General features: G+C 72.9%; 20 protein-coding genes. 12 read left to right on the top strand and 8 right to left on the bottom strand.

All coding sequences use genetic code 11. The annotated features are described in order from the left end of the window. Positions 1-366 precede the first annotated feature (366 nt). Complete coding sequence (locus ACZ3ZE_RS17735; protein ID WP_361165527.1) at positions 367-1,248, top strand: alpha/beta fold hydrolase; 882 nt, start codon at positions 367-369, stop codon at positions 1,246-1,248. A gap of 109 nt (positions 1,249-1,357) precedes the next feature. Then, the gene (locus ACZ3ZE_RS17730; protein WP_467259644.1) at positions 1,358-2,170 is read left to right on the top strand and encodes a N,N-dimethylformamidase beta subunit family domain-containing protein; all 813 of its coding nucleotides are present in this window, start codon (positions 1,358-1,360) and stop codon (positions 2,168-2,170) included. Between the two features lie 21 nt (positions 2,171-2,191). Here ACZ3ZE_RS17730 and ACZ3ZE_RS17725 read toward each other — a convergent pair whose 3' ends face one another. After that, on the bottom strand, positions 2,192-3,355 hold the full coding sequence (locus ACZ3ZE_RS17725; RefSeq protein ID WP_361621257.1) for a phage baseplate protein: 1,164 nt from the start codon (positions 3,353-3,355) through the stop codon (positions 2,192-2,194). 127 nt (positions 3,356-3,482) lie between these two features. On the opposite strand from ACZ3ZE_RS17725, the gene ACZ3ZE_RS17720 reads away from it, so the two are divergent. Further along, a complete protein-coding gene (locus ACZ3ZE_RS17720; protein WP_467259642.1) occupies positions 3,483-3,776 on the top strand; it encodes a carboxymuconolactone decarboxylase family protein in 294 nt (97 codons plus the stop codon). On the opposite strand, the gene ACZ3ZE_RS17715 is transcribed toward ACZ3ZE_RS17720, so the two are convergent. Beyond that, on the bottom strand, positions 3,702-4,247 hold the full coding sequence (locus ACZ3ZE_RS17715; RefSeq protein WP_361165536.1) for a PadR family transcriptional regulator: 546 nt from the start codon (positions 4,245-4,247) through the stop codon (positions 3,702-3,704). The genes ACZ3ZE_RS17720 and ACZ3ZE_RS17715 overlap by 75 nt on opposite strands. 104 nt (positions 4,248-4,351) lie before the next feature. Here ACZ3ZE_RS17715 and ACZ3ZE_RS17710 point away from each other — a divergent pair, with 104 nt between their 5' ends. Next, complete coding sequence (locus ACZ3ZE_RS17710; RefSeq protein ID WP_361165539.1) at positions 4,352-5,116, top strand: alpha/beta fold hydrolase; 765 nt, start codon at positions 4,352-4,354, stop codon at positions 5,114-5,116. Here ACZ3ZE_RS17710 and ACZ3ZE_RS17705 read toward each other — a convergent pair. Further along, complete coding sequence (locus ACZ3ZE_RS17705; protein ID WP_361166373.1) at positions 5,113-5,334, bottom strand: DUF397 domain-containing protein; 222 nt, start codon at positions 5,332-5,334, stop codon at positions 5,113-5,115. The two genes, ACZ3ZE_RS17710 and ACZ3ZE_RS17705, sit on opposite strands and share 4 nt — an antisense overlap. 128 nt (positions 5,335-5,462) lie before the next feature. On the opposite strand from ACZ3ZE_RS17705, the gene ACZ3ZE_RS17700 reads away from it, so the two are divergent. Then, entirely contained in the window at positions 5,463-6,467 is a 1,005-nt protein-coding gene (locus ACZ3ZE_RS17700; RefSeq protein WP_361165542.1) for a trypsin-like serine peptidase, read from the top strand. After that, positions 6,467-6,643 carry a hypothetical protein gene (locus tag ACZ3ZE_RS17695; protein ID WP_363291435.1) on the top strand — a complete coding sequence of 59 codons (177 nt, stop codon included), beginning with the start codon at positions 6,467-6,469 and terminating at the stop codon, positions 6,641-6,643. Before ACZ3ZE_RS17700 ends, ACZ3ZE_RS17695 begins: the two co-directional genes overlap by 1 nt. Positions 6,644-6,700: 57 nt before the next feature. On the opposite strand, the gene ACZ3ZE_RS17690 is transcribed toward ACZ3ZE_RS17695, so the two are convergent. Further along, the gene (locus tag ACZ3ZE_RS17690) at positions 6,701-7,144 is read right to left on the bottom strand and encodes a subtilase-type protease inhibitor (protein WP_442303731.1); all 444 of its coding nucleotides are present in this window, start codon (positions 7,142-7,144) and stop codon (positions 6,701-6,703) included. Positions 7,145-7,543: 399 nt separating this feature from the next. On the opposite strand from ACZ3ZE_RS17690, the gene ACZ3ZE_RS17685 reads away from it, so the two are divergent. Beyond that, a complete protein-coding gene (locus ACZ3ZE_RS17685) occupies positions 7,544-8,764 on the top strand; it encodes an NAD(P)/FAD-dependent oxidoreductase (RefSeq protein WP_361621260.1) in 1,221 nt (406 codons plus the stop codon). Between the two features lie 117 nt (positions 8,765-8,881). Beyond that, on the top strand, positions 8,882-9,802 hold the full coding sequence (locus tag ACZ3ZE_RS17680) for an RNA polymerase sigma-70 factor (protein WP_467259806.1): 921 nt from the start codon (positions 8,882-8,884) through the stop codon (positions 9,800-9,802). A gap of 131 nt (positions 9,803-9,933) precedes the next feature. On the opposite strand, the gene ACZ3ZE_RS17675 is transcribed toward ACZ3ZE_RS17680, so the two are convergent. The 3 genes from ACZ3ZE_RS17675 to ACZ3ZE_RS17665 all read right to left on the bottom strand — a co-directional run bounded on the left by ACZ3ZE_RS17675 (position 9,934) and on the right by ACZ3ZE_RS17665 (position 13,214). Then, complete coding sequence (locus ACZ3ZE_RS17675; protein ID WP_361165553.1) at positions 9,934-11,550, bottom strand: transporter; 1,617 nt, start codon at positions 11,548-11,550, stop codon at positions 9,934-9,936. Continuing rightward, on the bottom strand, positions 11,547-12,386 hold the full coding sequence (locus tag ACZ3ZE_RS17670) for an ABC transporter ATP-binding protein (protein WP_467259640.1): 840 nt from the start codon (positions 12,384-12,386) through the stop codon (positions 11,547-11,549). Before ACZ3ZE_RS17670 ends, ACZ3ZE_RS17675 begins: the two co-directional genes overlap by 4 nt. Before the next feature lie 162 nt (positions 12,387-12,548). Then, positions 12,549-13,214 carry a bifunctional DNA primase/polymerase gene (locus tag ACZ3ZE_RS17665; RefSeq protein WP_361165556.1) on the bottom strand — a complete coding sequence of 222 codons (666 nt, stop codon included), beginning with the start codon at positions 13,212-13,214 and terminating at the stop codon, positions 12,549-12,551. Between the two features lie 353 nt (positions 13,215-13,567). Between ACZ3ZE_RS17665 and ACZ3ZE_RS17660 the strand changes: the two genes are divergently transcribed. Both ACZ3ZE_RS17660 and ACZ3ZE_RS17655 read left to right on the top strand, forming a co-directional pair. Further along, a complete protein-coding gene (locus tag ACZ3ZE_RS17660; protein ID WP_467259637.1) occupies positions 13,568-14,950 on the top strand; it encodes a transcriptional regulator in 1,383 nt (460 codons plus the stop codon). 133 nt (positions 14,951-15,083) lie between these two features. Continuing rightward, positions 15,084-16,529 carry a hypothetical protein gene (locus ACZ3ZE_RS17655; protein ID WP_467259634.1) on the top strand — a complete coding sequence of 482 codons (1,446 nt, stop codon included), beginning with the start codon at positions 15,084-15,086 and terminating at the stop codon, positions 16,527-16,529. Positions 16,530-16,532: 3 nt separating this feature from the next. Here ACZ3ZE_RS17655 and ACZ3ZE_RS17650 read toward each other — a convergent pair whose 3' ends face one another. Beyond that, positions 16,533-17,795, bottom strand: coding sequence for an ABC transporter substrate-binding protein (locus ACZ3ZE_RS17650; RefSeq protein ID WP_361165565.1), 1,263 nt, complete (start codon positions 17,793-17,795; stop codon positions 16,533-16,535). A gap of 193 nt (positions 17,796-17,988) precedes the next feature. Here ACZ3ZE_RS17650 and ACZ3ZE_RS17645 point away from each other — a divergent pair, with 193 nt between their 5' ends. Beyond that, positions 17,989-18,435, top strand: coding sequence for an SCO4402 family protein (locus tag ACZ3ZE_RS17645; RefSeq protein WP_361166381.1), 447 nt, complete (start codon positions 17,989-17,991; stop codon positions 18,433-18,435). Between the two features lie 46 nt (positions 18,436-18,481). Beyond that, the gene (purU, locus tag ACZ3ZE_RS17640; RefSeq protein ID WP_361165567.1) at positions 18,482-19,333 is read left to right on the top strand and encodes a formyltetrahydrofolate deformylase; all 852 of its coding nucleotides are present in this window, start codon (positions 18,482-18,484) and stop codon (positions 19,331-19,333) included. Position 19,334: the final 1 nt, after the last annotated feature.

Genomic DNA, 19,334 nt, shown 5'->3' with positions numbered 1-19,334 from the left:
CCGGCCCGTACGGGGCCCGGTTTACGGCGGAATCGCCACGCCCGCGCCCCCGCCCGTGCCACGCTGGGGGGATGAGGGTCGTCCTCCACGCGTATCGCGCCAGCGCGACAGAAAGCCCCGGCGCCCTGAGGCGCCGGGGCCTGTCCTCCCCTGTGCTGACCCGGAGCCCCGAGCTCCCAGGGTCATTCCCCACGGACCGTTTTCCCCGAGCGGTCCGCCTCCCGCTGAAGATCTCCCCTTGGCCGCGTCCGTCAATCCTTGAGCGCCGTCACTCGAACGAGGGGTGTTGAGCGACAGGAGCCCATTTTCGAATACAGGTTCGATAGTCTGGCGCAGTTCCAAGGGAAAGAGGGGGTGCCGAGCAGCATGGTGCGACGACTCGACGTCACCGGGGCCGACGGCGTACGGCTGGCGGCCTGGGACTTCACGGAGGAGAGCGCCCCGGGGGCCGCCGACGGCTCCGGCGTCTTACTCCTGCACGGGCTCATGGGCCACGCCGCCCACTGGACCCACGCCGCCTGCCGGCTGGGCCGGCGCCACCGCACGGTCGCCCTCGACCAGCGCGGCCACGGGCACAGCGAGAAGCCCGCGGCCGGGCCCTTCACGCGCGAGGCGTACGTCGCGGACGCGGCGGCCGTCGTCGAGCGGCTCGGTCTCGGCCCCGTCACCCTCATCGGGCATTCCATGGGCGCCCTCACCGCCTGGCAGCTCGCCGCCGAGCGTCCCGACCTCGTCCGCGCCCTCGTCATCTGCGACATGCGCGCCTCCGCCCTCGGCGCGGCCTCGCAGCGCGAGTGGCAGGACTGGTTCCGCCGCTGGCCCGTGCCCTTCGCCTCGCTGGACGCCGTCCGGCAGTGGTTCGGCGACGCGGACCCCTGGGTGGAGCGCCCGCATCCGGCCCGGGGCGAGTTCTTCGCCGAGGTGATGACCGAGCGGCCGGACGGCTGGCGCCCCGTCTTCGACCCCGCCCAGATGCTCACCTCCCGCGAGACCTGGGTCCACGACGCCCACTGGGAGTCCCTCGCCCAGGTCCGCTGCCCCGCCCTCGTCGTCCGGGGCCTCGACGGCGAGCTGGGCCGGGCCGAGGCGCAGGAGATGGTCCGGGTGCTGCCCCGGGGGGCGTACGCGGAGATCCCCGACGCCGGGCACCTGCTGCACTACGAGCACGCCGACGCCTGGTGGGAGACCGTCGAGCCCTTCCTGGAAGGCGTCCTGACGACCCGGCGGACACCGGCGCCGGGTCTATAGGATCACCGGCGGGCGCCGACCAGGGCGCCCGCCGCATCAGCGATGCCGGCGGGGTCGGCGGTGTCGGTGACGGCGGCCGGCGGCGCCGGCGTCCGACCCGGAGGTCCCCTTGCAGCTCGCCCGCCGTACGGTCCTGCTCGCGGCCGGAGCCGCGTCCGCCGCCCTGGCCGTCGCCGCCCCCGGTACGGCCGCGGCCGCCGGCCCCCTGCCCCCGGCCGGTCCGCACACGGGCGACAACCCCGTCGTGCGGGAGAACCTGGCGGAGGGCTCCGACCAGTGGGGCATCGGCTGCGGCGAGACCTGCGGGGTCGACCCGGAGAACCCCCGGATCCAGGGGTACGCGGCCGCCGCCTCCGTCGAGCCGGGCCAGGAGCTCGCCCTGCGCGTGTCGGCGCGCGGCGACCGCACCTGCACGGTGGAGGTCTACCGCCTCGGCCACTACGGCGGCGACCGCGCCCGCCACCTGCTCACCGCCGCCGAGGTCCCGGCCGACGGCCGGACCTGGAAGACGCGGGTCCCCGCGAGCTGGCTCTCCGGCCTCTTCCTCGCCGTCCTCACCACGCCCGACGGGCACCGCGCGTACACGCCCTTCGTGGTCCGCGAGCCCGCCCGCCGCTCCGACGTCCTGGCCGTCGTCCCGCTGAGCTACGCCGGCCGGCGCCCGTACCCGGGCCTCGGCATGCCCGGGACCCTCGGGACGGACGCGAGCACGGCCCGCTGGCTGGAGGAGGCCGGGTACGACGTCACGTACGCGACCGAGGAGGACATCAGGAAGGGCAGGGTCCGCCCGGACCGTTACGCGGCGGTCGTGCACCCCTCGGCCACCGCGCTGCCCCGCCCGCTCGCGCTGGCCGAGCCCGGCCACACGGACGAGCGGACCCGGCGCGAGGCCGCCGAACTCCTCGACGGCCTGCTCCGGTAGCCGGCCCGGTGCGGGAGGGCGTCAGCAGACCCAGAAGCTGACGTCCGCCCCGACCCAGCCCACCAGGTTGCGCTCGTCCCAGACGGTCACCTTGCCGTCCGCCGCCACCTCGAAGCGGACGGCCATCGTGTCGGCGGTGACGGCGGCGCCGGTGACCACGCCGAGGAGCCGCTGCGTCCGGTTCGGCCGGGCCCGCGGCGGCAGCGTGAACAGCACCTCGCCCTGCCCCCACGCGGTGGCGTCCGCCTTGGACATCGAGAAGTGCAGGTGCACCTGGTCGCCGGCGATCCGGTACTGGGGCACGTAGTTGGCGCTGTTCGGGGTGTACAGCGCGGTGTCGTACGGGACCTCGACCCACGGGTTGGTCCCCGGGTGCGGGAAGCGGGCCACGTTGAGCTGGCGCACCCCGTTCGGCTTCCCGGCGATCCCGAACGCCAGGGTGTCCTCGTACACGCATATGCCCTCGGGCTCGCGGTTGGCGATGCCCGGGAAGGCGGTGATGCTCCGCGACTGGAGCACGGTCCCGGAGGCCCAGTCCGTGCACGTCACCTCGAAGTTGTCGACGTTCTGGTCGCCGTACAGGTGGTAGAGCTGGTCGCCCAGGCTCGTGAAGCCCTGGAGGGTCTTGCCCGAGGCCTCGAACGTCGTGGACCGGACCCGCTGGAACATCCCGGTGGCGGCGAGCCCCAGGTCGTAGGCGTCGACGCCGCCGACCGCCGTCGGCGAGGACACGTTGTTCGACTGCCAGCGGAAGACCAGCTGGTTCCGGGTCGGGTCGATCGTCGCCGAGACCCGGTACACGCCCGTGCGCGGGGTGCGGACGACGGCCGGGTCGGACGCGTCGGCGGTGCCGTTCGGGACGTACGGGATCCGCGCGAGGGCGGTGGCCCAGCCGCCGTTCGGCACGGCGCCGGCCCAGAGGTGGATCCCGGCGGCGGTCCGCTCGACGCAGAGGCCGGTGCCGTGCCCGGACCTGCCCAGGTACATCTTGTCGACGATCGTCCCGTCCACGCCGAGCCGGGTGACCGTGACCCGGTCCATGTCCTCCGGAGTGCCGTCGGGCTGGCACACGTACCAGAGCTGGTCGATGGTCTCCCAGAACACCGACTGCGCGACGCTGACCGGCGAGGCGAGGGTGGCGCCGGTGAGCAGCGGGGGCGTCACGGCGGAAGCGAGCTTGATCAAGGATGTCTCCTCATGAGCGGCAGGAAGCCCCGAGCATCGCATGATCGTCGGCGCGGGCATGTCACAGCCGTCGGGGCCATCTCGTCCCAGGGGTGCAGGCACCCGCCACCAAGGCCAAGGAGCCGTCATGGAACCCCGCCTGAACCTCGCCGCCACCCTCGCCACCAGCAAGGCCATGAAGCACATCCTCGCCGCCGGCAAGGCCATCGCCGACTCGGCCCTGCCGCACGCCACCCGCGACCTGGTGATGATCCGCGTCAGCCAGATCAACGGCTGCGGCTTCTGCGTCGACTGCCCGGCCGATGCCAACATGCTGTCCCCGCATCGCGCGAGGCTGTCGACGACCCTAGGGCACCGACGGGTGGGGGTGGGCGTCCAGCGTGGCGATCATGTCGTGCAGCCAGGCGAGTTCGGCCCCTGACGTCGCCCGGGCGATCAGCAGGATGCCGCTGCGGAACGGGTCGGTGATCTCCTCGGCGCCGAGCGGCCGGTCGCCCTCGTAGAAGAAGCTGGCGGGCTCGGCGAGGAAGGCGAGCCGGCGGCGCAGTACGGCGGCCTGCTCGGCGGGGTCGTCCAGATGGCGGAGGAAGGCCAGCACGGTGAACCAGCGGTTCTCGTCGCTGATGTCCAACTGCTCGGGCGTGCGGAGCCGTTCGAGCAGCGCCGCCCGCCCGGCCGGGGTGAGGTGCAGGGTGTGCCGGGGGGCGGCGGTCGATCCGGGCTCCGTCTCGCGGACGAGCAGGCCGTCGGTCTCCAGGCGCTTGATCGCCGGATAGAGGGTGCCGTCGCTGAGCGGGCGGATGTGGCCGGTCAGTGCGGCCAGGTGCCGGCGCAGTTCGTATCCGTGCATCGGCCGGTCCCGAAGGAACCCGAGAATCGCGAGCTTGAGCATGGGGCCATGCTGCCACCTTCCGACCCGACGAGGTATATCGATATCGCTATACCTCGATGTCGAGGTAGCCTCGTGGTGTCATCCCACGAGCAAGGAGTTCGGCCATGCGCCATGCCCCCGTGACCCCGAACGGCGACCTGATCCGCTGGGTGGAGATCCCCGGCGCCGAGCCCACCCGGCTCTACCTGCACGGACTCGGCGCCACCTCGCCGGTCTACTGGGCCGCCGCCGCCGCGCACCCCCTGCTGACCGGCCGCCGGTCGCTGCTCCTCGACCTGATCGGCTTCGGCATCAGCGACCGCCCCACGGACTTCACCTACACCCTGGAGGCCCACGCCGACGCCGTGGCGGCCGCACTGGAGGCCGCCGACGTCACGGGCGCCGAAGTCGTCGCGCACAGCCTGGGCGGGGCCGTGGCGATCCTGCTCGCCGCCCGGCACCCGCGACTCGTCGCGAACCTGGTCCTCGTGGACTCCGTCCTGGACCCGGCCCCGCCGGCACCCGCTCCCGGCGGCAGCGGAATCACCGCCTACACGGAGGAGGAGTTCCTGGCCGACGGGTGGCGGCGGACCGAGGAACGGGTCGGCCCGTTCTGGTGGTCCACGATGCGCCTCGCCGGCCGCGAGGCGCTGTACCGGACCACGGTCCACCGGGCCAGGGGGACCGCCCCGGCCCTGCGGGAGCATCTGGCGGGCCTGTCCGTCCCGCGCACCTGCCTCCACCCGGCGGCCGACGGTGAGCCGGCCGACGCGGCGGGACTTCGGGCCTCGGGCGTGACCGTCCGGGCGATCCCCGACTGCGGCCACAACATCATGTTCGACAACCCCGACGCGTTCGCGCACGCGGTCGCCGAGGCGTTGACGGCCTAGCCGACGTGCGCCTCGTCCGTCGCCTGGAGGAAGGCGGACCAAGCGGCGGGGGAGACGGTGAAGGCGGGGCGGGCGGTGTCCTTGGAGTCGCGGATGTGGATGGCGTGGGGGCAGGTGGCTACTTCGATGCAGTCGCCGCCCTGCTCGCTGCTGTACGAGGACTTCGTCCAGGTAAACGCGACCTCGATGCAGGTGGAACCGGAATCGCTGTGCGCGATGGTGCTCCGCGCCGGGGGCCGAAAACCGAACCGGCGAACCGGCCATTCCGCTGACGTCTCGTTGACCGATGGTCATGTGATCGCAAAGCATTACGTGTCCATGCCAGCAACGGAGATCGAGGTATCACGTGTCCGGCATACGCCGCAGACGTTCGTACGCCCTGAGCATCGCCGCAGCAGCGACCCTCCTCCTCTTCCCGACCGCCGCCGCCCAGGCGGCGGACGCCCCCACGGGGCGGACCGCCGCCCCCGCGACGAAGGCCGTGGAGTACAAGGTCCCGTCGACCGCCAAGGCGCGGACGGCCGAGTACTGGACCCCCGAGCGGATGGCGAAGGCCATCCCCGCCGAGCGGGTGGGCCGCAAGGCGGCCCCGGCCCCGGCTCCGCAGGCGCCGACGGGCCCACCGACGACGGGCTCCGACCCGGTGCTCGGGAAGGCGGTCGCGGCCGAGGGCTTCCGGGCGACGGTCTCCGCGACCCAGGTCGTGGGCAAGGTCTTCTTCACCGCCTCGGACGGCAAGGACTACGTCTGCTCCGGCTCGGCCGTCAACAGCACCAACAAGAACATGGTGTTCACCGCCGGGCACTGCGTCCACGGCGGCCCCGGTCAGTCGTGGAACTCCAACTGGCAGTTCGTGCCGTACTACGACCACGGCAGCCGCCCCTACGGCACCTGGTGGGCCGAGACCCTCGTCGCCTTCAACGGCTGGACCAACGACGGGAACTTCGGCTACGACCTCGGCATCGTCATCACCTCGCCCAACTCCAGCGGTGAACTGGTCAACGCGGTGGGTGGCATGGGCCTCCAGTGGAACCAGTCCAAGGACCGCTTCGTGACGGCCATGGGCTACCCGCAGGCCCCGCCCTTCGACGGGCAGTGGCAGTACTTCTGCGCCGCGACCAGCTCCCAGCGCAGCTGGTTCACCACCGACCAGATCAAGATCCCGTGCAACATGACCGGGGGATCGAGCGGCGGTCCCTGGATCTTCGGCAAGGACGACAACGTGTACTACAGCGGCTGGGTCAACGGCGTGAACAGCAACGTCGACAACGGGAACAGCCCGACGGAGATGCGCTCGCCGTACTTCGCCGGCTGGGTCGGCGACGCGTTCAACACCTACTCGACGTACTGATGACCCGGACCGTACGCGACCGGCGCGGCCCGCTCGCCGCCGTGCTGCTGCTGGGCCTGCTCGCCGCGTGCGGGCCGACATCCGGCTCCCCGGGGGACGCCCGGACCCACTCCGTGGATCCGGGCGGCAACCACGTCATCGAGAGCGGCGAGGCGCACATGCCCGAGGACCCCTGAGGGGGCGGGGGCCGGTCCCGTGCGGGACCGGCCCCCTTCCGTCCGGCGGGCCGGACGTCAGAACGCGAAGACCGTCCGCTCGCCGGTCTTCGCCCGCAGCTCGCACGTGTTGCCGTACCGCGCCGTCCAGCTGACCCGCTTGCCCTGCCAGACGCCGGAGCCCGTGACCACGACCGGGTCCCACTCGCGGGTACAGGGGCGCTGACCCGGTAAGGCGCCCGACAGCCGGGACAGGTCGCCGCCGACCGCCGCCAGCTCCGAACAGGCCTCCGCCGGCGCCGGGTGGGTGCCGCCGGGCGTGGGGGAGCAGACCAGGGTGACCGCGCGGTCGACCGTGGCCGTGGCGGCGCGCTCGCCCTTGCCGACGGTGAGCACGAGCGCCGAGGGCGGGTAGAGCCCGGCGGGCGCGGCCTCGGCGTCGCTCGTGATCGCGGTGGCGACGAGGGCGAGGCCGGTGGTGGTGGCGAGCGCGGTGGCGCCCAGGGTCCGGAAGTAACGCACGGGGGTGTCCCTTCGCGTGTGAGTACGGATACGGACGGGAGTCTTGTCGACGCGGAGGGTGATCGCACACCCGCTCGCCACTTTCCGGCCGTACGTGCGAACCGCGGGCTACCGACCGGTAGTTCGGGCAGCTCGGGGCGGGTGTACGGCGCTCCGGCGGGGTCCTTGATCGACTCGGGCGCGCCGGTGGTTCAACCGAGAACGACCGGCTGACCTGCGGCGATCTCGGAAATGTTCCAAGTTGGAGCATTCTCGCCCGAGTTTCATCGACCGGAACCCTCCGTTCAGAGCCCCGCGTGGCGCCGTGACACCTCCCGGAATGTGATCCGGGCCACAACGTGTCACAGGGCCGGGCCCCCCGGTGTCTTGAGGCCGAACCACCACAACGGAGGAGACACCATGAACGCGAACCCCGGCACCAGCACCCACGTGGTCGTCATCGGCGGCGGCTACGCCGGCGTCATGGCCGCCAACCGCCTCACCCTGCGCGACGGCGTCACCGTCACGCTCGTCAACCCGCGCCCCTCCTTCGTCCACCGGATCCGCCTGCACCAGCTGGTCGGCGGCACCGGCGAGGCCGTCGTCGCCTTCCGCGACGTCCTGGCCGAGCGCGTCGAGCTGGTGGTCGACACCGCGACCCGGATCGACGCGGCCGGGCGCGGCGTCGACCTGGCGGGCGGCGGGACGCTCTCCTACGACTACCTGGTCTACGCGGTGGGCAGCGGCAGCGCCGACCCGCGGGTGCCCGGGGCCGCCGAGTTCGCGTACCCCGTCGGCACCCTGGAGGAGGCCGAGCGGCTGCGCCCGGTCCTCGACGCCGCTCCCGCCGCCGCCCCGGTCCTCGTCGTCGGCGCGGGCCCGACCGGCATCGAGACGGCCGCCGAACTCGCCGAGGCCGGCCGCGCGGTGACCCTGGTCTGCGGCGGCGTGCTCGGCCCGTACCTGCACGGCCGGGGCCGCCGCTCGGTCGCCGCGCGACTGGCCCGGCTGGGCGTGACCGTGCTCGACGGCCCCGGCACGAAGGTGACGGCCGTGCGCGCCGACGCCGTTCAGCTCGCCGACGGGCGCGAGCTGCCCGCCGCGGTGACGATCTGGACCGTGGGCTTCGGCGTGCCGGACCTGGCCGCGCGCAGCGGGCTGAGCACCGACGCCCTGGGCCGCCTGGTCACGGACGAGACCCTGACCAGCGTCGACGACGACCGCGTCATCGCCGCCGGCGACTCGGCGGCGCCCTCGGGCCTGCCGCTGCGGATGAGCTGCCAGGCCGCGATGCCGATGGGCGCCCGCGCCGCCGACACGGTCCTCAGCCGGATCGCGGACGAGCGGCCCGAGACGCTGGGCCGTCCGTTCGCCGCCCAGTGCATCAGCCTCGGCCGGGCCGACGGCATCTTCCAGTTCGCCAACCGGTCCGACCAGGCGGTGTGGTTCAAGGTCGACGGCCGCCTGGGCGCGAAGCTGAAGGAGACCGTGTGCACGGGCGTCGTCAAGCACCTGGCCGACGAGGCCGAGAAGCCCGGCGCCTACGCGCTGCACCGCGGCAAGTCGGGCGGTGCCGCGCGCGCGAAGCAGCTCCAGGGCGTGCGCGACGAGACGCCCGCGACCGCCGGACGGGCGGGCTAGCGCGCCATGTGGTCCTGGGCCCAGGATGTGATCATGAACGATCAAGCGGTCGATCCGGCCACCATGGCCGAGACGGACGCGCCGGACGAGACGGGCGAGACGGACGCGCTGGACGAGATGGCCGACAGGGCCGCCACCCCGGCCGGCACCGCCGGCACCGCCGACCTCGCGACCGACGCCTTCGTCGCCCACCGCAACCTGCTCTTCACCGTCGCCTACGAGATGCTCGGCTCGGCCGTCGACGCCGAGGACGTCCTCCAGGAGACGTGGCTGCGCTGGAGCAAGGTCGACCTCGACCGGGTCGACGACCGGCGGGCCTACCTGGTCCGGATCACCACCCGGCAGGCGCTCAACCGGCTGCGTTCCATGAAGCGCCGCCGGGAGGCGTACGTCGGGCAGTGGCTGCCCGAGCCGCTGCTCACCACGCCGGACGTGGCCGAGGACGTCGAGCTGGCCGAGAGCGTGTCGATGGCGCTGATGCTCGTCCTGGAGACACTGTCGCCGACCGAGCGGGCCGTGTTCGTGCTGCGCGAGGTCTTCGAGATCGAGTACGACGAGATCGCGGCCGCCGTCGACAAGACCCCGGCCGCCGTCCGCCAGATCGCCCACCGGGCCCGCAAGCACGTCGACGCGCGCCGCCCCCGCAAGACGGTCACCCCGCGCGAGGCCCGCGCGGTCCTGGAGTCCTTCCAGCGGGCCCTTGAGGAGCGCGACCCGCAGCAGCTCCTCGACGTGCTCGCCCCCGACGTCGTCGTGCTGAGCGACGGCGGCGGCATCCGGAAGGCCGCGGTCCGCCCGATCGTCGGCTCCGACAAGTTCGCCCGCCTCTACCTCGGCGGCTCCGCCAAGGCCGGGGTCACGGTCACCTGCGAGCCCGTCACGCTCAACGGCAACCCGGCGCTGCTCATCCTGGCGGACGGCGAGATCGACGGCATCATGGCGGCCCATGTCGAGGACGGCCGCATCACCGGCCTCTACTACGTCCGCAACCCGCACAAGCTCACCCGCGTCGGCGCGGAGACCTCACTCACCCGCTGACCCGCCCCCGGGCACACGAAAGGGCCGGACTCCTGTCACAGGAGCCCGGCCCTTCGCCGTCAGCCGTCAGCCGTCAGCCGTCAGCCGTCAGCCGTCAGCCGTCAGCCGTCAGGCGCGTACGCCGGACCGCGCTAGCCCTTGCTGACCGCCGCCAGGATCTCCGGCAGCCGCTTCGACACCCGCGGCGCCGCCGCCTTCAGGCCGCCCCAGGCGATCAGCGCGCCGTACAGCGCGCCGCCCGGCAGCAGCAGCCAGAGCAGGTCCTCGTGGTCCGCGAGGTGGAGGAAGAGCGTCAGGCCGATCACCGGCGCGCACAGCACGGCCGCGGAGACCATGCCGCCGAAGATGGACATCCAGGCGAGCCCGCCCTGCCCCGGCGCCACGTTCTTGTACGCGCTGTCCTGCGGGATCGAGTACGGGAAGGTCGCCGAGGCCACCGCACCCGTCGCCATCATCGCGCCGAGCAGCGCCAGGGCCACGCCCAGCGCCTCCGGCAGCTGGTGCCAGGCGTCCAGCATCGCGGCCGTCACCGCCGTCACCAGCACCGTGTACGGCACGGTGACGGTCAGCAGCGCGAGCGCCCGGGCCCGCAGCTCGGCGTAGGCGTCGGCCTTCGTCGCGATGGTCTGCGCGACCATCCAGAACGCGGAGGTGTCCTGGCCGAACTGGTTGTACATCTGGATGCCGAGCATGCCCGAGGCGAAACAGGCGAAATAGATGGTGCCGGTTCCTTGCAGCGCGTTGAAGACGGGGACGATCGCGCCGATCGCGAGCGAGGTCACCCACGCCGCCTTCGTCTTCGGGTCGCGCCAGATGTAGCGCAGGCTGCGCTCCATCACCGTGCCCGTGCGCCCGCCCGGCAGGATCCGGCCGAGCAGACCGGAGGACGCCTTGTCCTTGGCGCCCGAGTCGGAGGCCGCGCCGATCGTGGAGCCGTCCGGCTCGACCATCAGGCGCACCAGGCTCCGCTGCCACCAGTGGACGAGGCCCACCAGCGCGGCGGCGGTGAGCAGCAGCTTGGCCGCGGCCACCGCGTAGTCGCCCTCGCCCGCGGCGTCCACGGCGGAGATCGCGGAGGCCGGCGGCAGCCAGCCCACGACCTCGGCGGCGGGCTCGACCGCGCTGAGCCCGCCGGCCTGGCTGAGCCGCTGGGCGCCGAAGTTGACCAGCTGCATGCCGACCGCGATCACCAGACCGGACAGGACGGCGAGGTCACGGCCCTTGCGGGAGGTGAGGAGGCGTACGTTCGCCGCCGCCACCGACCGCGAGAGCGCCACGCACACCAGCACCACCAGCGGCACGGCGAGGACGGCGAAGAGCGTGCCGGCCGCGCCGTGCGCGAGCGAGACGGCCGCGCCGACGCTCACGCACAGCGTGAACGCCGGGCCGACGCCGACCAGCGAGGCCACGAGCAGCGCCCGGACCAGCGGCCGGGGCCGCAGCGGCAGCATCACGAGCCGCGAGGGGTCGAGCGTCTCGTCCCCGCTCGGCACGAACAGCGGCATGACCGTCCAGGCCAGCGCCAGGATCCCGGCGAGCAGGACGGTGACGGTGGGCGCGTTGACGCTGCCGCGCATCAGGATGAAGCCGAGCAGCATCACGGCGGCGAAGACCGCGGCGACCACGACCGAGATGACATAGGCGGCCGTCCGGCCGCCCGACTGCTTCAGGCCGTTCTTGAGGAGCGCCAGCTTGAGCCGTACGAAGACGGCGGTCAGCGAGGGGACGGCCGGAGTGGCGGTGGTCATCGGCCCGAACCGCCCAGCCAGTCCAGGGACTCGCCGGTGTCCCGCCCGTTCGCGCCGACCAGTTCCAGGAACGCCGCCTGAAGCGACGGCGCTTCGCCCCGCACCTGCTCCAGCGGGCCCTGCGCGCGGATCTGGCCCGCGGCCATCACCGCGACCCAGTCGCACAGCGACTCCACCAGCTCCATGACGTGGCTGGAGAAGACGACCGTGGCGCCCGAGGCGGTGTACCGCTCCAGGACGCCGCGGATGGTCTGCGCCGAGACCGGGTCGACGCCCTCGAACGGCTCGTCCAGGAAGAGGACTTCCGGGTTGTGCAGCAGGGCCGCGGCGAGGCCGATCTTCTTGCGCATGCCGGTCGAGTAGTCGACGACCAGCTTGTGCTGCGAACCGGCCAGGTCGAGGACGTCGAGCAGCTGGGCGGCGCGCTTGTCGACCTCGGCCCCGGGCAGCCCGCGCAGCCGGCCGCTGTACGCGAGGAGTTCACGCCCGGAGAGGCGCTCGAACAGGCGCAGTCCCTCGGGCAGGATGCCGATCCTGGCCTTGACCTGGGCGACCGACTCGGCGTCGGCCCAGACGTCGTGACCGGCGACCAGGATGCGTCCGTGGTCGGGGCGGAGCAGTCCGGTGATCATCGAGAGGGTGGTGGTCTTGCCGGCGCCGTTGGGGCCGACGAGACCGATGAACTTGCCCGCGGGCAGGACCAGATCGATCCCGTTCACCGCGATCTGCTGGCCGAAACGCTTCCACAGCCCCTCGACACGAACAGCGGGCACCGCGCCGGAATCCGGTGCACTGCCCGCTGTTTCGAACACTCCGTCAAATGCCTGGTCAGGCATCATGTTGCGTCAACCCTTCGATGGTCCCCGTCTGACGGGCACCACCTTACGGCCGCGCCTGATCCGGCCATATGGCCTTAAGGCCCGAGGGCCGGAGGACCCGGCGGCGGGGGCGAAGGTCAGGCCGGCCCGGGCCGACGGTCAGGCGTTCCGGGCCGACGGTCAGGCCTTCCGGTCGCGCGCGTCCGCCGCCTCGCGCCCGCACGCGTACGCCAGCGCGCTGATCAGCTCCTCCGCGTCCGGCAGCCAGCGGTTCGCCGCCGTGGGCTTGCGGGCCCACTGCACCGCCCCGAAACCGCCGACCCGGGTCGGCGGCGCCGCCACGAAGTGCCCCTCGCCGCGCGTCTCCAGATCGATCGACGCGGGCATCCAGCCCAGTTTGCGCACCAGGTCCGGCACCTTGGCGGCGGCGCCGGGCAGCACGAAGAAGAACATCCGGCGGTCGGGCGTGCAGGTCACCGGGCCGAGCGTCAGCTCCATGCGCTCCATGCGGGCCAGTGCGAGGAAGCCGGCCGAATCGGACACCTCAAGGGCGTCGAAGGTGCGGCCGGTGGGCAGCAGGATCGAGGCCTTGGGCTGCTTCGACCACATCCGCCGGGCCCCCACACCGCTGCCCGTCGCCTGCGTCGACCAGTCGGGCCGCGCGGGGTGCGCGCCGGGGGAGGCGCACGCCTCCGCGCCGCACGAGCAGCGCTCCCTGCCCTCGACCGCCTCCAGCCAGGTCCCGGGGAACACGTCCCAGTGCCGCTCTTCCGCGTACCGCACGGCGCTGTCCAGCAGCGGCTCGCCACGCTGCTTGGGGATCTGCGCGGCTTCCGTGACTCCCATGGTCTCTTCCACGTCGAACTCAACTCCCGCCGTCACCCGGGGTTACGGGCGGGGCGGTGAGCGGTGTGGAGCATCGATCCTGCATGCGGGGCGCACGGTTGCACGGGCGGGGGCGCGCGTGGGGCAGGAGAGCGGTGGGCGGGTAGGACAGGAGGCGGGGGGCGTCGGTCCCGGCTGCCCGTGGGGCGACGGCGACCGGCGTGTCCGGTTTCGCGTGTTCACATCGGCATTGACCGGATATCTGCCGGGCATTGATCAGTCCTGTTGATCAACCGGATCAACTCGGTTCGGTTCGGCCCGACTCGAACCGGCCCGCACCGCGGATCACCGCACGGCCTCAGGGGGTAGTCATCATGGCAGCCAGGCCACTCGTCGCCCGCCAGCCCAACGAACGGCTGCAGGCGCTCATCCAGGAGGCCGCGTGCTCCAACGCCGGCCTCGCCCGCAGGGTCAACATGGTCGGCGCGGAACGCGGCCTCGACCTGCGGTACGACAAGACCTCGGTGGCGCGGTGGCTGCGCGGGCAGCAGCCGCGCGGCCGGGCCCCGGGCGTCATCGCGGAGGCGCTCGGGCGCAAGCTGGGCCGCACGGTCACCATCGACGAGGTGGGCATGGCCAACGGCCGCAACCTCGCGTCGGGCGTCGGCCTCCAGTTCGCGCCGACCGTCCTCGGCGCCATCGAGCAGGTCTGCGAGCTGTGGCGCAGCGACGTGGGCCGCCGGGACTTCCTGTCCGGCTCCGCCGTCGCCGCCTCCGCGCTCGTGGAGCCCAGCCGCGACTGGCTCATCACCGGCGCCGACTCCCAGGTGGCGCGGGCCGCCGGGGCGCGGGTCGGGTTCTCGGACGTCGCCGCGGTACGGGCGATGACCGCGGCGCTCGTCGACCTCGACCGGCGCTTCGGCAGCGGGCACGTGCGCCCGGTGGTCGTGCACTACCTCAACAGCGTGGTGTCGGGGATGCTCTCCGGCTCCTACCGGGAGGCCGTCGGCCGGGAGCTGTTCGCGGCGGTCGCCCGGCTGACGGAGCTCGCCGGGTACATGGCCGTGGACACCGGCCAGCCGGGCCTCGCGCAGCGCTACTACATCCAGGCGCTCCGCCTCGCGCAGGCCGCGGGCGACCGCGCCTACGGCGGCTACGTGCTGGCCGCGTCCATGAGCCACCTCGCGGCCCAGCTCGGCAACCCGCGCGAGATCGCCCAGCTGGCGCGGGCCGCGCAGGAGGGCGCGCGGGGGCGGGTGACCCGGCGCGCGGAGGCGATGTTCCTGGCGGCGGAGGCCCGCGGCCACGCGCTCCTGGGCGACGGGTCCTCCTTCGAGCTGGTCGCGGGGCGCGCGGCGGAGGCGCTGGGGCAGGCCGACCCGGAGTCGGGCGACGACCCGGACTGGATCGCCCACTTCGACGGGGCCTACCTGGCGGACGAGCTGGCGCACGGGCACCGGGACCTCGGGCACGCGCGGGAGGCGGCCAAGGCGGCGCGGGAGTCGCTGGCGGGGCACCCCGAGACCCGGGCCAGGCGGCGCGCGATCGGTCTGGCGCTGCTCGCCGCGGCGCAGGTCCAGCAGCGTGAGGTCGAGCAGGCCTGCCAGACGGGCACCCGGGCCCTCGAACTCCTCACGACCCTGCGCTCCACGCGCGGCATGGAGTATCTGGACGACCTGCGGGACCGCCTGGAGCCGTACGCGGGGGAGGCGGTGGTCCGGGAGTTCGGGGCGAGGCTGGAGCTGCACGCGGCATAGCGGCGGCTCCCGGGGCGCGTCCTACGTCACACCTCTGTCACACGTGTGTGCGGGGCGCTGGGCGCACCCGGTAGCGTGGGCCGACGGTTCCGTAGGTACGCAGGTCCATCAGCAGGCATCAGTAGGAGTCCCGGTGACGCACAGCGGACAGGGGCCGGAGCAGCAGTATCCGGCCGCTCAGCCCCTCCCCCCTGAGGTGACCCCTGGCGGCTCCTCGGACGCCCAGGCGACGCAGTACCTGCCGCCGGTCCCGGCCCAGCCGCCGGTGGCCCCGCAGGGCTACGGGTACCCGCCCGCGCCGCAGCAGCACCAGCAGCCGCAGCAGCCCCCGCACCACCAGCCCCAGCCGGGCTACGGCTACCCGCCGGCGCCTCCGCAGCAGCAGCAGCCCGGCTACGGCTACCCGCCCGCGCCCCAGCAGCACCAGCAGCCGCAACAGCCCCAGCCCGGCTACGGCTACCCGCCCGCGCCGGCGCCCGCCGACGCGCAGGCCACGCAGTACCTGCCGCCGGTGGTGGCCGACGCGCAGGCGACGCAGCTGATCCCGCCGGTCGCCCCGGGCCCCGCCGCCCCGGGCCCGGACATGCAGGCGACCCAGTACATCGCGCCCGTACCGCCGCAGCAGACGCCCCCGCAGGCCCCGCACGGCGGTCCGCAGGCCGCCGCCGAGCGCCCGCCGCTCGCGGACTTCGAGAACCTGTTCCGCAGCGAGACCCCGCAGCAGGCCTCCGGGCCCGTGCCGCCGGTCGTGCAGCACCAGCAGCCCTCGGTGCAGCTGCACCAGCAGCCGCAGCACCAGCAGCAGCACCAGCAGCAGTACCAGCCGCCGCAGCCGCCCCAGCAGCAGCATCAGCAGCACCAGCCCCCGCAGCAGTACGGCTTCCAGGAGGCCTACTACGACGAGCAGGGGTACGAAGAGCCCGAGCCGCGCCGCCGGAAGTCGCCGGTCGCGCTGATCGCCGCCGTCGTCGCGGGCTGCGCCGTGGTCGGGCTCGGCGCGGGCGCGCTGCTCAGTGGCGGGGACTCCGACGACACCAAGAAGGACCAGAAGGGCAGCCAGAACGTGGCCGCCGGCTCCTCCGCGCCGTCCACCGGCGGCGGCGCGACCGAGAAGGCCGCCGACCCGGCCGAGGCGCAGGCGAAGCAGCTCGACAAGCTGCTCGCCGACAGCAACAACAGCCGCGACGCGGTGATCCGTTCCGTCGAGGCGATCAAGACCTGCTCCAACCTCGACCAGGCCGCCGGGGACCTGCGGGGCGCCGCCGAGCAGCGGCGCGGGCTCGTCACCCGGCTCCAGGCGCTGTCCGTGGACAAGATCCCGGACAGCGGCGCGCTCACCGCCGCCCTCACCAAGGCCTGGCAGGCCTCGGCCTCCGCCGACGACCACTACGCGGCCTGGGCGGACCAGGCGAAGAGCAAGAAGACCTGCAAGGGCGGCCGGGCCCGCTCGACCTCGCAGACGATCGAGGCCAACAAGAAGAGCGGCGAGGCCAGCACGGCCAAGCGCGAGGCGGCCGGGCTGTGGAACCCGACCGCCGAGAAGTACGGGCTGACGAAGCGCAGCCAGACGCAGCTGTAGGCGCTACGGCGCCGTCAGCACGGTCTCGCCGACGTCGACGAAGCCGGGCTTCTGTGCCACCAGCCGCCCCTGGCGGACCACCTGGAACGTCACGTCGTGGTTGACGATCCGGGGGAAGCCGGGGGCGCCGAGCAGGTCGTCGTACCGCCAGCGCAGCGACGGGGTCAGGCCGCCGGTGTCGATCCGTACGCCGTTGTCGAGCGCGTGCGAGAGCTGTACGGCGGTCACCTTGTCGCTGTCGAGGGACTCCACGACCTGCTTGAGCACGGTGTAAGCGATCCAGGTGGTCTGCACGCCGGCGTCCGAGGGGTCGACCCGGTTGTCGACGAAGGCGTGCTCCTGGATCACCTTGCGCATCGGCGCCCAGCTCTTGTTGTCGGCGTCCGGGTACCAGCCGGTGACGAACGCGCCCTCGAAGGGGCTGTGCGCGCCGCCGGAGCGGTCGATGAGGGGCTGCCCGACGCTGCCGAGCACGGAGGAGATCCGTACGCCGCTCTTCCCCTCCTTCTCCTCCTCGGGCAGGCGGCGGAAGGAGTCGAAGAAGGTCTGGGTGCGCTCGCCGAGGACGGCGGTGACGCAGCCGCCCTCGTCCCCCGCGCGGGTCCGGGCCCGGTCGGCCTGCTGGGTGTACTCGGCGGCGTCCTCGACGGCCGGGATGTCGATGGCCTCGCGGTGACTGGCCTTGCGCAGGCCGGAGTTGAGCAGGTCGGGCAGTTTGTCGCCGGCGATCGTGTCGGGGCGGACCAGCGAGACCTTGCGGCAGCCCGCCCCGAGCTGCATGCCGTGGCCGGCGATGAGGGAGGCCTGGCCGCCGTTGACGGGGTACGAGAGCGGGGAGGTGAACTCGTCCTCCGCGATGCCGTAGCCGCCGATGTACGGGATGCCGGCGGCCTCCAGGGGGGCCATGAAGGCGCGCCCGTTCTGGCTGTACGAGCCGACGACGGCGACGGCGCCCTCGCGGACGGCCCGGCGGGCGCAGGCGGCGGCGCCGGCGGAGGTGTTCTGTTCGTTGCAGGTCAGGACGCGCAGCTCGTGCCCGTCGAGGCCGCCTTCGCTGTTGACCCAGCGGGCGTAGGCCTGGGCCATCGCGGGCATGCCGGGCATGTTGGTGGCGCGGGTCTGGTCGGGAGCCCAGGTCATGACGGTGACGGGCTCCCTGGAGCCCCCCGTGGCCCCAGGGAGTACGCCGCAGCCGGTGAGCAGCGACACACCGGTCGCCGCTGTCGTGACGTACGCGAGGAGTGAGGTGAGTCGCCTACCGGTCATGGGCATGCACAATTCCGTCTCACGGGTAACGCCGGAGTGAGCGTGCTTCAACGCTGGGTGACGTCAAGGTGAATTACGGGGGTCGCCCGGGCCCGGAAAGGACGCTGTCAGTGGGTGAACGTACGATCGAACGATGTCCGGTACCACCTCCCCTTCGGTGAACTCTTCCCGTCGTGGCCGTCGCTCCTCCACCATGGGCGGCATGCCTCTCAACGACATGCCGTGGTGGCGCTGGCGCAGCAACGTGCGCTCGGCGCTGCACATGCTTTCGGATCCGGGGTTCCACGACACGACCTGGCTGGCCGGCCAGGAGGGGTACGGCGACGTCACGGACGCCGTCTACCGCCTGGTCGAGGACACCTGGCTGGACAACTGGTCCGCCGAGAAGTACGTGGGAACGATCTTCCGCGACTCCGGCGAGGCCGCCCTCGTGGACGTGGCCGTGCTGCGGGTGCTGCGGATCATGCACCAGGTCGGCCCGGACGCCCAGGTCTCCGCGTACATGGAGCACCACGGGTGGCCGGAGGCGGTGCGGGCCGCCCGCGAGGCACACGTACGGATGGCGACGGCGGACGGCGAGGACCCCGAGGTGCCGCCGCGTTCCCTGGAGGTCCTGCGCATCATGACCCGTTCCGCCTGACGGACGGCGGCGCGGGACGGTCCGCCCGGTGTGGCAGGCTGGGCCAATGACCGACCAGTACGTCCTCACCCTCTCCTGCCCCGACAAGCAGGGCATCGTGCACGCCGTGTCGAGCTATCTCTTCATCACGGGATGCAACATCGAGGACAGCCAGCAGTTCGGAGACCGGGACAGCGGCCTCTTCTTCATGCGGGTCCACTTCTCGGCGGAGGCGCCGGTCACGGTCGAGAAGCTGCGGGCCAGCTTCGCCGCGGTGGGCGACTCGTTCGTCATGGACTGGCAGATCAACCGGGCCGACGAGCGGATGCGCGTCGTGCTGATGGTGTCGAAATTCGGCCACTGCCTGAACGACCTGCTCTTCCGCTCGCGGATCGGCGCGCTGCCCGTCGAGATCGTGGCGGTCGTCTCCAACCACACGGACTTCGCGGAGCTGGTCGGCTCGTACGGCATCCCGTTCCGGCACATTCCGGTCACCAAGGACACCAAGGCGGAGGCCGAGGCGGAACTCCTCGCCCTCGTCCGCGACGAGGACGTCGAGCTGGTCGTCCTCGCCCGCTACATGCAGGTCCTCTCCGACGACCTGTGCAAGCGGCTCTCCGGGCGGATCATCAACATCCACCACTCCTTCCTCCCCAGCTTCAAGGGCGCCAAGCCCTACCACCAGGCGCACGCGCGCGGGGTGAAGCTGATCGGTGCCACCGCGCACTACGTGACCGCCGACCTCGACGAGGGCCCGATCATCGAGCAGGAGGTCGAGCGGGTCGGCCACGAGGTGACCCCCGACCAGCTGGTGGCGACCGGCCGCGACGTGGAGTGCCAGGCGCTGGCCCGGGCCGTGAAGTGGCACGCCGAGCACCGCATCCTGCTCAACGGGCGCCGCACGGTCGTCTTCGCGTAGC

The organism is Streptomyces sp. NPDC023157, from assembly GCF_055560575.1.
Note: the sequence above shows the minus strand (reverse complement) of the source record. Positions and strands in the feature narration are given on the sequence as shown.

What these genes read in the sequence shown, in the direction of transcription:
- ACZ3ZE_RS17735 (WP_361165527.1), top strand. Translation starts at nt 367, where the DNA reads ATGGTGCGACGACTCGACGTCACCGGGGCCGACGGCGTACGGCTGGCG.
- ACZ3ZE_RS17720 (WP_467259642.1), top strand. Translation starts at nt 3,483, where the DNA reads ATGGAACCCCGCCTGAACCTCGCCGCCACCCTCGCCACCAGCAAGGCC.
- ACZ3ZE_RS17715 (WP_361165536.1), bottom strand. Translation starts at nt 4,247, where the DNA reads ATGCTCAAGCTCGCGATTCTCGGGTTCCTTCGGGACCGGCCGATGCAC.
- ACZ3ZE_RS17710 (WP_361165539.1), top strand. Translation starts at nt 4,352, where the DNA reads ATGCGCCATGCCCCCGTGACCCCGAACGGCGACCTGATCCGCTGGGTG.
- ACZ3ZE_RS17695 (WP_363291435.1), top strand. Translation starts at nt 6,467, where the DNA reads ATGACCCGGACCGTACGCGACCGGCGCGGCCCGCTCGCCGCCGTGCTG.
- ACZ3ZE_RS17685 (WP_361621260.1), top strand. Translation starts at nt 7,544, where the DNA reads ATGAACGCGAACCCCGGCACCAGCACCCACGTGGTCGTCATCGGCGGC.
- ACZ3ZE_RS17680 (WP_467259806.1), top strand. Translation starts at nt 8,882, where the DNA reads ATGGCCGACAGGGCCGCCACCCCGGCCGGCACCGCCGGCACCGCCGAC.
- ACZ3ZE_RS17675 (WP_361165553.1), bottom strand. Translation starts at nt 11,550, where the DNA reads ATGACCACCGCCACTCCGGCCGTCCCCTCGCTGACCGCCGTCTTCGTA.
- ACZ3ZE_RS17670 (WP_467259640.1), bottom strand. Translation starts at nt 12,386, where the DNA reads ATGCCTGACCAGGCATTTGACGGAGTGTTCGAAACAGCGGGCAGTGCA.
- ACZ3ZE_RS17665 (WP_361165556.1), bottom strand. Translation starts at nt 13,214, where the DNA reads ATGGGAGTCACGGAAGCCGCGCAGATCCCCAAGCAGCGTGGCGAGCCG.
- ACZ3ZE_RS17660 (WP_467259637.1), top strand. Translation starts at nt 13,568, where the DNA reads ATGGCAGCCAGGCCACTCGTCGCCCGCCAGCCCAACGAACGGCTGCAG.
- ACZ3ZE_RS17650 (WP_361165565.1), bottom strand. Translation starts at nt 17,795, where the DNA reads ATGACCGGTAGGCGACTCACCTCACTCCTCGCGTACGTCACGACAGCG.
- ACZ3ZE_RS17645 (WP_361166381.1), top strand. Translation starts at nt 17,989, where the DNA reads ATGGGCGGCATGCCTCTCAACGACATGCCGTGGTGGCGCTGGCGCAGC.
- purU (WP_361165567.1), top strand. Translation starts at nt 18,482, where the DNA reads ATGACCGACCAGTACGTCCTCACCCTCTCCTGCCCCGACAAGCAGGGC.